Below are 11,601 nucleotides of genomic sequence, written 5' to 3'. Positions count from 1 at the left end.
ATTTTATCCATGCATCAAAGCTATTATGAAATAGTAAAACAGAAATAAAAAACTGTATAAAAAATTCGGTAGGCAGTGCGAAAATACGTACTCAACGTCTCTTCGGAAAGACTTCTGTTTCCTGTTGACAAAATATAGAAACATTGGATACACAATAATAAATACAATAAATACACAATTGGAAATTATCCCAAAAAATCGATATAAATGAATAGATCTTGGCATATATAGTTCCGCATAAAGAAACGGTATGCCTATTAGTAAGGTAAAAAAAATACTGGTATTTAAAATCTTGCGATTAAGAGGTCTGTATTTATGCATGTTTGCCAATGTATATGGAACTAGTATAGAAACGAGGAGCAACAACATCGGAATCGTATTTGTCATTGCTAAAATGATAAACATTATCGTAATTCTTCGGATTGTTTTTTTCACTTTTTGGATATTTCGCAGTTTTTCCCGCAGTTCATCATAGTTCGAGGTTTCGCTATCTAATTTTGCAAGTTGATCTGCTGCGAGATGAAGGTCATTATTGTACAAAGCAACTGTTGCATAACGCGAATAGCTGTTTTGCATCTCGATATACGCCCGAGAATTCTCTGGCCACATATCGAGAGCACTTTGCAACTTTTCAATGGCTTGTGGAATCTTTTGGTAACTACGCTGTACCAAATTCTCATCGAGACCTCCCATTTCGGTATCGCTTTCTATCCGAAAATAACACTGTTGTAAAATATTTATCGCACTCTCTGTTTGAAGGATACTCTCGTGATGCACCAGAAAAGACTGTAGGTTTTGTTGAAACTCCTGAACGTTTTGGTAGCGATCTTCTGGATTTTTACAGAGAGCTTTCATACAAATATTTTTAAGTTCTTGAGGCAGATCTTCATTAAAAGTCGCCATCTTTCCCTGTTTTGCTGCAAGAAGAGTTAACCAAGTGCTTTTTTCCATATGTGGTGGTCTTTGGTGTAAAATTTCGTATAGAATACCACCTAGTAAATAAATATCTGTTGCTGGACAAATCTTGTCCCCCTGACCTTCAGCAAGTTCTGGTGGAATATAACATGGAGTTCCCATCGGAGACTTGACATGCGATTTGTGAAGAGCCCATGCCGTTTTTGATTCACTTATATTGACAGCAATTCCCCAATCCATTAATAAAACTTCGCCAAAATCTCCAATCATCACATTTTCAGGTTTTAAATCGCAGTGTACAATATTTTTGCTATGAGCGTAAGCAACAGCGTTACAAAGATCAATGAGAATTTGTAAATGCCTTTCGATATGTTTGTAACAAAAGGCTTTTTGATTTTCCTTGTACAATAACTCTCGCCAAGAAACTCCTTCAACGAGCTTCATTGCGATAAACATCTCACCTTGTTCATCATAGTCCAAATCGTATACACTAACAATATTTGGATGTTCAAGATAGGCTGTTACCAACGCTTCGGCCATAAACTTTTCTTGCTGTGCCTTACCAAGTACCTTTTTAATTGCAACATCGCGATTGAGTATCGTCTGACATGCCTTGAAAATAACTCCCATTCCCCCTTGATTGATTTTTTCTAAATCATCATACTCTTTATTTTTGTTCGCGGACGGCTCATCTACATTCAAAGATTTTTGCGACGCAATAGTTGCATTCTCTGAGAAGGTGCTCGTTGAGGCCTGCGTTTCTTCTTGTGAAAATGTCTCTGGCGCCAGGGTTTCTCCCTCAGAGAACGTACTTTCCGAGTGTAACGTTGCTTCTTGTGAAAAAGTATGTTTTAGCGTCGAAAAATTACTATATGTTTCTTGTGGTGGTCTATACGTATGGTAAATTTCTTTTACGTCTTCCAAATTGTCATCGTTGGCTAATTTTTGCCATATATATCTAAAATTGTCTTTCATACAAATTTCCTTGTATTTACTTTTCTGGCCACCTATCAAATTTCTACCCAATTCAAGCACTTTCTGACAAAACAAAATCGACAAGAGTAGAAAGGTAAATGGTAGCAAAAACACATAAAACAAAATCACACCACACATTTTGGTAAAAGCTTTGATAAAATTATCTACTTTTTGTTCTATTTCGATTTAATGCAACTTTTGGTATAGTACTTTTTCGCTGCTCGGATCAACTTTTTTCAGCGCATCAATATGTATTTGTGCGTCGTATTGAAAAATAAACAATGCACGATGGGAGTAGTTATGAAAAAGTTTATATTCCGATGTTCAGGGTGTCGTAGCCTCATTCGTGCTACAGGCATTTTTAAAGGAAATTGTCCCAAGTGTGACAAACCTTTTACCTTAAAAACAACAAAAACAACAAAGAAAAAGCGTAGCCCAAAATCGACAGTGATTTCGACTATTGCAGTTCTTTTTGTCATTAACTTTGTTATTTTTTGGTTACACTCAAATAGTATTTTTATTGGCATTCTAATTGGTTTATATATGACCGCACAAATAACAGAACCACTTCTACCTTACATAATAGCTTACACAATGTAAAATTTTTCTACAAGAAACGAGAAATTTTATCATGTCCCTTCGAAAAAAGAGTAGGTGTTAAGTTAATAAGTACGATAGTATAGAGCTTACAATTGCGGTACAGTTGTGCTACGAACTGTGACATTAAATTACTATAGCAGTCCGGAAAATAATGACTAACTGCTGGGGGAATCTATCATGGATATATCTTTTCCATTTTCATTTGTATAGAAAAAATAAAAAGTCTTGTAAAATTCTTCCGCTTGGGTGAGATCTTCAAAAACAAGGGTTTGTTTTATTTTCTCTTTGTTAACTTGAACCTCAATCACTATTTCTGCGTTATTTCCTAATAATTCTTTTCGAGGAGTGTTTATTTTGGCAAATGAAGCCAATGGGACGGTTATTTCGGAGTTACTATTTCGTAAAATCTTACTTGCGCTTAACGCAAAACTAACAAATAAAAAAATCCAAAAACTTCCAATAGATTCACTGAGAAATAAGGAAAAACTTGCAAGCAGAATTAGAAAGTCTAGTAACAAAAATGATCTACTTTGCAATAATTTTTGTCCTTGTATTACTACTCCCTCATCGAGAAAAGTAAAATTTATCTTTCCGAAAAAACCATATAGTTTATAACGGGCAAATTGTAATGAGAGACGATCTTCGTCTGGTATTTTTGCAGTAAACTTATTAGCATAATTGCATGAACCTAGCTTTGAAAGTTTTTTGTTCTCTAATTCTGTGGAAAAGAGATTCTCCTCATTCCTGTTATTAGCAATATCTTCATCGATTTTTAGAAAAAATTCCTCCATACTTTGTAATTCATTCAGTAAAAAGTCACCTTTAGCTATTGTTTTTGCATAAATAGTTAACTTATATGAGTTGATTGCAAATTCACTGTAAAAAGCCCCAATATTTTTCACCCCTTTCCTTTGAACTTCATTGAGAGAATCTTCCAAAAGTACTTCAAAAAAAAAGTCTTGTTGTTTATTATGATTTAATGATATTCGTTTTACAAAAGAAGGAGGAAAGCTAATGGGTAGATATGCTAAAAGATATAGTTTATCACGAGGAATAATTTTAGTTTTTTTTCCTTTTTTTATCTTTATGCTGTGAATTGGAGCAAGAAGCGGAACACTAAGCATACAAGTCACGACAAAAAAAATAAATAAAAGTATTCTCATTAAATAGGAAATATCGTTGATTTGGCAAACAAAAATAAAGTAGCATGCCCATAGAATAAAAAGAGCAAAGTTTGCAACCCAACGTTGAAGTTCACTATGTACCGCGTATTCTAGAGATTCAATTTTAGATATATTTCTTGATAGTTTTTGGTATTGCTTTATCTGAGGATAAGAAAATCCCTCTCTTTCTACTTGAATATGAAAGCCGGTATTAGCATGTAGTTCAGCGGTTTGTTCTTCAAGTCTTTGTTTATAAAAACTCGATGAAAATCTTGCCTCGTGAAACCAAAAAACGCCTTTATTTTTTTTTATAGCACAAAAATCGAATACAACCTCATCCTCTGTTGCATCAACTAGTTTTATTTCAATATGAGAAATATCAAAATAAGGAATAACGTATCTATTATCGGGTACTTTGTTATGACGAAAAATAATTTGCTGTTTAGTATTGTCAAAAGTAACATTTTTTATAGTATTTTTCGAAGTAACAAGCAAAGTTTTTGCAAAACAGAAAACACAAGCGAAGAAAAATGTACACCTAAAAAGTGGATTTTGCCATTCTTGGGATACTAAGAACAGAAAAAGTAAGGAAAGAAAACCTAATATTGCCTTTTTGATAAACATTTTACAATCATCAAGTAGCGAATAAGTTCCCATAGAATAGTGAAGCTCTGACTTTGAATTCATTTTCCCTCCGTATTAGTGTACAGTTAACAATGTATTTCACAGTAAAAATAAGCAAATGATCCTAACTTTTTTATCTCTTCTAATTCCATAATAACAGATTAATATCGGAAGGTCGCAACTTCTTAATTATTTTTTCTGATTAACCAGTCAAACACTTACATATACTAAAACAGCGAACGTCCACTAATTACCGTCAATCAATTTTGCATATTGATATACCCAGTTTGGTGTAAAGATACCAAACCGTTTAGCCATTGCTGTATTGATGTACAACTCGCCCTTGCCAATGTCTCTCAATGGGAGCTTTTGCGCAACGATTGATTCGGTACTCAATTGCATATTTCACAGCAGCTTTGCCTTGCTCAGTACCGGTGTCACAACACCCAATATCACACCGTGTTCTAAAAATTGGTGTAGACTCCGTGTATTTTTGTGGTTGCGATGAATACATGACGGAAAACAAAAGTTTCTCATTTTAGCATCGAACGGTTTTTATCGTTTTTGTAGAATATAAAATGATCTACATCTACAAAATTATCTACATATAATTTTACAAAATAGTGGGAGAGTGTAGAATGAAAAGATGTGTATTCATTTTTATTACGGCAATGCTCATTTGCATTTCTTGTCAGGATAACAAGCCACAAACAAATGTAGTACAGGATATCAACTGTGCCGGCAATTACAAATCCACCTGCAAATCAACAAGTGGCGAATACGTCTAAAAAAGCGTTGGCAGCGCAACTTATTGAATTTTATAAGAGCAGACTTCCGAAACAAAACTATGCTGTTGCTATTGACAATATTGTGCAAAAAGGCACGAATACCCCGGCAGAGTTTTCTGAATTTTTACATGTGCAAATCTCAAAGGAGATGAGCAACCACTCTTTTATAAAAGAATATCCACGTAGACAGTATCAACAGAGAATTATAGAGGAACAACCGTTACGAAAAACGACAAATATTTAACGGTTGCGAATGATCTACAAACACAAGTTTGAGACGTTGTCTCTGAAAAATTGCTGTATGACTTTCCTGAGGCCTGGTCGCATATTAGCGAGGATGGCAATTTACTTTTGAGCTATTCTTCTGGTGTTGAGATGTTGAATTTGGAATGGACCAGTTTGCGGTACGCTACAATCGCCCATTGCGAATATGGGACTGGGTTCAAAAGACATGATCCATTTTTACAAAGCACAATATCACAAACGATTGCGGAAAATGGGACTTAGCGTTGACGAGCTAAATTTAGATTTACATTATCCGCATTGTGAGATTATTTCTATCGAGAAACAGGAAGATTTTATAACCCTAAAAATAAAAATGTAAAGTTACCAGATTTATATCAACGATGTTCCGGTGTTTGGTGCCAAAGGAAAAGCGATTTACGGGAAAAAAATGCTTGCCACGGAAAAAATAGAGTTGGCAAATGGCTCTAACAAAATAGTTGCAAAATATAGCCCCCCGTAGAAAGCTATTTCTCATGGATACCTGTGAGTCTGGGGAGGTAGATGAAGAGACAACACAGGACTATTTTACCATGGCAAATACACGAGGAATCTATGCTCGTACGACACGAGGATTGAAGAAAAAAATGACAAAGAATAAACCCAAAGTAGCGCAAGTTATACAATATAGGCCTTTTATTTACAATCGCAACCGTTATATTTTTAATAATTTAACGCGCAGATCTGGAGCTGTTGTTTTTTCATCGTGTCGCGGAGGAGAGTTTTCGTACGAAAGTAACGCCATTGAAAACGGTTTTTTTACCGAAAAGATTATAAATGCCTTATCAGATCTCTCTGGCACAGATAAAAATCGCGACTACATGATTTCTATCGCCGAGTTACAAACGCGCATTGAGTCTAGGGTAGCAGAACAAACTTCTGACAAACAACATCCCACAATCGATCGCAATAATCTCCATCAACAGATATTGTTACCAGGATTACATGAATAATCGCTTTGTAAAGACGAGCTCTAACTTTTTAGTTCCGAGTGGTAGGGCAACTAGATCCTCAAGGATAAATCTCGAATTTGTGAGTAAATATGAAGCTTTTAAATAAAAGATACAAAATACAAAAAGTTTTCGGGCAAGGCGGAATGGGAAGAGTTTATCTTGCTGAAGATATTCAAACGCAGGAAATGGTTGCGGTAAAAGAGTGTATTGTACATGGCAAAGACCCCGAACAGACTATACGGCGAATTCAACGTGAATATTTCTTCTTAACCAAACTAGAGCATCCTAATCTAGTGAAGGCGCTAGATATTTTTTGCTGGCGAAATAACTATTATCTTGTGATGGAGTGCATCGCAGGAATTACTTTGTCGCAATTTATTCGAGAGAAACCAAATTCAATTGACTTTACAAAACAGCTCGAAATAGCCAAGCAGTTATGTAGCGTTGTTGCGGCGATCAATCAACAAGGGGTTATTCACCGTGACCTCAAGCCGTCTAATATTATTTTGCAAGGTGACAATTTGACACCAAGGCTTTTAGATTTAGGCATTGCAAAGTCGATCAACAGAGAACTTGCAACAATCACCAATATGGAAAGTATTGTGGGTACACCATCGTATATGAGTCCGGAGCAAATAGATCATCGTTTAAAAGTAGAGAAAAACACCGATGTGTTTTGTCTGGGTGTGGTGCTCTATCAATTTTTTTCGTGGTTACCACAGTCTCCTTTTTATGCGGGAAGTGCAATTGCTACGTTAGACAAAATTGTGCATTTAGAGCTACCACCTCTATTTTCGGATACTTCGGACATACAGTATCTGCGTGTTTCGGGAATGATTTCCCTCGCGCTGCGTAAATCTTGTGAGGATCGTCTCGATTCTGCCGATACTATGTTGGAAATGCTTCGTGGTTCTGCTGAAATAGATGGTGAACAAACAAAGGATGAGCCTGTTGTGGCGAAAAACTATATGGGGGTTATCGTTGCCTTGATTGTTTTCGTCATTTCCTTTGGCCTGTATCATTATTTTTATCAAGTGTATCCGACTGTACAGCATAACAAGTTGTATGAGGCGCAATACAAAAAAGCCATTATCTACGAAGAGCAAAAAGATTTTGCAAAAGCCATCGAAGAGTACACGAAACTACTAGAGATGAAGTCCTCTTCGCATGTGTATAAAAAAATCGGTGATTGCTATTTGGAGAGTAGAAATTATGCTCGAGCAATAGAGAACTGGCAATCTGCTCTAAGTTTAGAAACAAATCTGGCGATGAAAGAAGACTTAGAAATAGCTACAGAAGTTGCATTTTTTGTCATCTATAAAGATTCGCAGAAAACTTCTTATAATGATATTCAAAAAGCGAGAAAATTGTTTGACCAAGCGATTGATTACGGTACACAAAAAAAATATGGTGAGTCCCTTGCTCTTTTACAAGAGGTCGTTTCTTTATACCCGAAAGCTATAGATACTTATTATGCAAAAGCTCAATTGCATTATCGTCTGCGCCAATATAAACAAGCCATTATTAGCATCAAAAATTTTATACAATTAAAACCTCAAGATGACCGTAATGCATATGGTTTACAAGGTCTTTGCTATTTTTCACTTGCTAGGTACACGCAAGCGTTGAGCTATTACAATAAAGCGATTGAGGCAAACCCCGATCGTGCAGAAAATTATAATAATCGCGGTTATTTGTACGCTACTCTTGGGCAATATGAGAAAGCGTTGGTTGATTGCCATAAGGCAATATACATAGATTCCGCACAACAACAATTTCATAATAGCTTGGCTTTTATTTATAATAACCTGGGCTTTTACGAAAGAGCGACACAGGAAGTAGAGATAAGTCTTAAAATAAATCCGAACAATGCGATCGCATACCTGCATAAAGCTGTTAGTAACTATCAACTAGGTAAGCGTAATAAAGCGCTAGAGTATTTCCAGCGAGCAGCGAAATCAATGTCTCATAGCGAATTGCAAAAACGTTACAAAGTTCATAAAAATAGTAAGCTGAATGACAGTAACGAACGGATGTGGCGTTTTTTCCCGAGATCAGAGGTTGATGGATATAGCGAAAAAAATTTTGAAAGATAAATCATAAACCAGCTTCGAAATTTTCTTGTTGCTGATGGTACGGCTGTACATTGACAACACCACAAAGAATAGGATGTGTAATGAGAAATATAATTATAATTATTGGCGTTTGTTTTTTGCTAGCATGTTCTAATAAAACGCCAAAAGATACAACAGATATTGTGCAAACGCCCTCTGTAGGAAAGGAATCTTCACCAAATGTTGTAACAAAAGAGGTCGAAGATGAAATGTTGCCAGAAAACAAAATGGAAGGTGATGTGCCTAGTTCAGATCAAATAAATTTGTCAGAACAAAAGACTCCAAGGCAACAAGAAGATGAAAATAAAGTACCTGATAATTTACAAAATGCAACTGTTGTTGAAGAGATTTTAAAGGAAGACCAAAGCTCAAATTCTATAAGTGATGATAACACTGATAACAATTTACCACAGCCTGATGATGCTTTAGAGGATAATGATGCGTTAGAAGAAACACAATTGAATGAAAGCAATGTAGAGGAATTTTCGGAAGATGAAACCAATCTAGGGGAACTTTCGAAAAATGAAACAAGTCTAGAAGACGAAGTTTTAGCTAGTGATGAAGATTTGGCAGAAAATACAACGGTTGAAAATCCTATATCGGGTAACGATCCTGATTTTAGTGGCAACAACAACGAGCTGGAAGAAGATACTTCTGACCAAGCCGAAGAAAAAGACGAGACCCCTGCTGTCGATGTTCCCCAAGAGAATGCGTATGTAAGATGGACAAACAAGTATGGCAAACTTCTACAAGGAAATGTTGCAGAAGGTAGAGCACAAAATATACGTACTGTACTTGTTGACTACCAACGTATTAGTTCTGATCCTTCTTTGGATGAACTTTATCGTGAATTGGGTGCTCTACCGTCTTTTTCTAATGAAGAACAAGATATGCGTTTGGCGATGTGGATTAATGCTTATAACTTTTTGACAATATTTCGTGTGGCGAAGAATCCAGCGATCAAAACGTTTAACGATTTGCAACAAGGAGAAAAAAATGTGTGGAAACAACCAGCAGGGAAAGTTGCTGGAAATACATATACATTGGATGAAATTGAGCATGAAGTTATTCGTAAAAAATTTCAGGAACCACGTATCCATTTTGCCTTAGTGTGTGCAGCACTTGGTTGTCCTGATCTGCGTAATGAGCCATACACAAGTAAAAAGCTAGAGAAGCAACTACAAGAGCAGTTGATTCGATATTTACAGAATGACAAAAAGGGGATGCGCGTAGCAAACAATACTGTTTATTTGTCTCAAATATTTTCGTGGTTTAAAGAGGATTTTGCTGGCGATGATAAACAGTGGCTGATGAACGAAGGATTGTTAACAAAAAATGCGCGCCAATATCAAGTAGAGTACATCGACTATAATTGGGCATTAAACAACAGTTTGTTTGATGATCGGTTTATCCAAGAATATATCGCTGATCAGGATAAATCTTTGCTGTCTATTATCACTCACAAAGCCGGTGTGGCTGCGTATCTGGCACATGATCATATGATTTATGCCACCGCATTTGAATCTACTCTAAAATGTAATCCTAATTTTGTAAATAGCGTACAATTCTCCGTAAAAATCCCAGTGGATAAACTGTACAATGACTTGTTCAGCTTGCAAAAAACTTGGTATCCACGTCTGAAAACATTGGCTGTTCAAACGTCGAGTTTCTCAGAAGTTTCTAAGTCTGATCGTGAGAAGATTCGCACAAATATGTTATCTAGTTCTCAGTTAGATTCTAAAAAATATGCGGCCGTTACTGCGAAGGTACAAAAAATTGTTCTAAAGAACAGTGATGTCGGAAGCGTAAAGTTCCCATTTTTAGCCCGGGTGGCCGTAACAATTAAAGACAAAACTGTCGTACGTGATATGCCAACACGAATCTATTTTGAAAAAGGTGCTTTACGTATTGAGACAGTAGGCAAATTAAAATTTACTGATTTTGGAATTACCCCGTATTCAGCATTTTTTGGTGCGATTAAGAATGGAGATGAATTTCACTTATATGTAAATTTGAGAAGTAAGTAAATAGACAGTCCTAGCCAATAAATCTATGACCTAAAACAATCTACGCCAAAACCCGTATCAATTCCCATCAATTAATTTCGCATATTGGCAAACTTGACTCCGCCATCGCCTTGTAGGCTATATATTTCAAGTGCTATAGCGCATCTGCATTTCAACCAATTCAACCACGAGGCGAAAACGTGACAAAGAGGTTTTTTTGCGATATAGCAAAATACGGCAAAGTATATCGAATTCTAGGGCGTGTCATCATTCAAAGTATGAACTAGTTTTTCGAGCCCGAAGTTTTTATTTCAATTTTGACTTTGATCAAACGAGTAAGCATTGCAAAAAATCGCAAAAGAAATTCACAATTTAGAATATTTTCGGAAACGGGCTCGGGCTCGCAAGCGGGCTCGAAGCTATATGTACTATCATAATATTAAACAGTTTTACCAAAGATTAATTGAATGCACTGAATGATGACAGGCCCTAGATATTTAATGGCTATATTTTTTCGCTCTTTTGTTTACGATTTTGTAGATAATCTTCTATCTCGGAAGTGGTCATTTTCTCAATAATGTGGAATTCTCGTGGTAATTTTTTGAGCATATCTTTTACTTCTTGCTTTGTCTTTTGAGCTTTCTCTCGTTTTTCGATGAGTGTTTTGTTTTTGTCCATGTTAACGTCCTTCGCTTAATTGTTGTAAAACCAACTTTACAATTTCCATTGTTTCGTTCTGTTCATCCCAAAGCATTTCTAATTCACCACGTAAAACATTCATATCTTGACGCAACGTTTGATTCAGTTTGCAATTCATTCATACGCTTTTCAAGTTCTAACATACGCTGCAATATTTGTTCGTCCATAAAGGTTTCCTTACATTATACAACGAATTGCGCAGAAAGTAGCAACTGGTTCTGTAAAAAAGCAATAAAAGGTCTTTGTCTAAGATATGTCACAATTTTAACTGTAGTAGAAGCAGGAAACATGACAAAGAGGTTTTTGCGATAAGGCAAAGTCTCTATTTTGACGTAGGGGCTGTCATCAATTTAAAAAATATTTCCTTTGCGGTGTCTCTAAAACAACCTAAAAACAAGCGTTTGAGAGTAGTTTCAGAGAACCACCTGCTGAAGCTAGCTTCAGTTTTATTGAGACGAAACTACCACGAAGTGTCATTCCCG

Annotated in this window: 9 protein-coding genes; 5 read left to right on the top strand and 4 right to left on the bottom strand. The window is 36.0% G+C overall.

Annotated elements, in window-relative coordinates:
- Positions 1-3: 3 nt before the first annotated feature.
- Entirely contained in the window at positions 4-1,890 is a 1,887-nt protein-coding gene (locus UABAM_RS22290; protein ID WP_173013493.1) for a protein kinase domain-containing protein, read from the bottom strand.
- 300 nt (positions 1,891-2,190) lie between these two features.
- On the opposite strand from UABAM_RS22290, the gene UABAM_RS22285 reads away from it, so the two are divergent.
- Positions 2,191-2,490, top strand: a complete 300-nt coding sequence (locus UABAM_RS22285; RefSeq protein ID WP_151970203.1) for a hypothetical protein — start codon at positions 2,191-2,193, stop codon at positions 2,488-2,490.
- Positions 2,491-2,645: 155 nt separating this feature from the next.
- Here the strand turns inward: UABAM_RS22285 and UABAM_RS22280 are convergent, their stop codons facing one another.
- The gene (locus UABAM_RS22280) at positions 2,646-4,340 is read right to left on the bottom strand and encodes a hypothetical protein (RefSeq protein WP_151970202.1); all 1,695 of its coding nucleotides are present in this window, start codon (positions 4,338-4,340) and stop codon (positions 2,646-2,648) included.
- Between the two features lie 672 nt (positions 4,341-5,012).
- Between UABAM_RS22280 and UABAM_RS22275 the strand changes: the two genes are divergently transcribed.
- From UABAM_RS22275 to UABAM_RS22260, 4 genes are all read left to right on the top strand, one after another.
- Positions 5,013-5,309, top strand: a complete 297-nt coding sequence (locus tag UABAM_RS22275; protein ID WP_151970201.1) for a hypothetical protein — start codon at positions 5,013-5,015, stop codon at positions 5,307-5,309.
- 478 nt (positions 5,310-5,787) lie between these two features.
- The gene (locus UABAM_RS22270; protein ID WP_368239128.1) at positions 5,788-6,300 is read left to right on the top strand and encodes a caspase family protein; all 513 of its coding nucleotides are present in this window, start codon (positions 5,788-5,790) and stop codon (positions 6,298-6,300) included.
- 89 nt (positions 6,301-6,389) lie between these two features.
- Positions 6,390-8,396: a serine/threonine-protein kinase gene (locus tag UABAM_RS22265; RefSeq protein WP_151970199.1), complete on the top strand. Its 2,007-nt coding sequence runs from the start codon at positions 6,390-6,392 to the stop codon at positions 8,394-8,396.
- A gap of 80 nt (positions 8,397-8,476) precedes the next feature.
- A complete protein-coding gene (locus UABAM_RS22260; RefSeq protein ID WP_151970198.1) occupies positions 8,477-10,441 on the top strand; it encodes a DUF547 domain-containing protein in 1,965 nt (654 codons plus the stop codon).
- Between the two features lie 483 nt (positions 10,442-10,924).
- Here the strand turns inward: UABAM_RS22260 and UABAM_RS33510 are convergent, their stop codons facing one another.
- Positions 10,925-11,098, bottom strand: a complete 174-nt coding sequence (locus UABAM_RS33510) for a hypothetical protein (RefSeq protein ID WP_173013492.1) — start codon at positions 11,096-11,098, stop codon at positions 10,925-10,927.
- Position 11,099: 1 nt separating this feature from the next.
- Entirely contained in the window at positions 11,100-11,237 is a 138-nt protein-coding gene (locus UABAM_RS33505) for a hypothetical protein (protein ID WP_173013491.1), read from the bottom strand.
- Between the last annotated feature and the right edge of the window lie 364 nt (positions 11,238-11,601).

The sequence above is a fragment of the Candidatus Uabimicrobium amorphum genome, from assembly GCF_009002475.1.
In the GTDB taxonomy this organism is placed as follows: domain Bacteria; phylum Planctomycetota; class Uabimicrobiia; order Uabimicrobiales; family Uabimicrobiaceae; genus Uabimicrobium; species Uabimicrobium amorphum.
This window is presented reverse-complemented; position numbering and strand designations above follow the sequence as displayed.

Coding starts and splice junctions, on each gene's coding strand:
- UABAM_RS22290 (WP_173013493.1), bottom strand. CDS start 1,890: ATGAAAGACAATTTTAGATATATATGGCAAAAATTAGCCAACGATGAC.
- UABAM_RS22285 (WP_151970203.1), top strand. CDS start 2,191: ATGAAAAAGTTTATATTCCGATGTTCAGGGTGTCGTAGCCTCATTCGT.
- UABAM_RS22280 (WP_151970202.1), bottom strand. CDS start 4,340: ATGAATTCAAAGTCAGAGCTTCACTATTCTATGGGAACTTATTCGCTA.
- UABAM_RS22265 (WP_151970199.1), top strand. CDS start 6,390: ATGAAGCTTTTAAATAAAAGATACAAAATACAAAAAGTTTTCGGGCAA.
- UABAM_RS22260 (WP_151970198.1), top strand. CDS start 8,477: ATGAGAAATATAATTATAATTATTGGCGTTTGTTTTTTGCTAGCATGT.
- UABAM_RS33510 (WP_173013492.1), bottom strand. CDS start 11,098: ATGGACAAAAACAAAACACTCATCGAAAAACGAGAGAAAGCTCAAAAG.
- UABAM_RS33505 (WP_173013491.1), bottom strand. CDS start 11,237: ATGAATTGCAAACTGAATCAAACGTTGCGTCAAGATATGAATGTTTTA.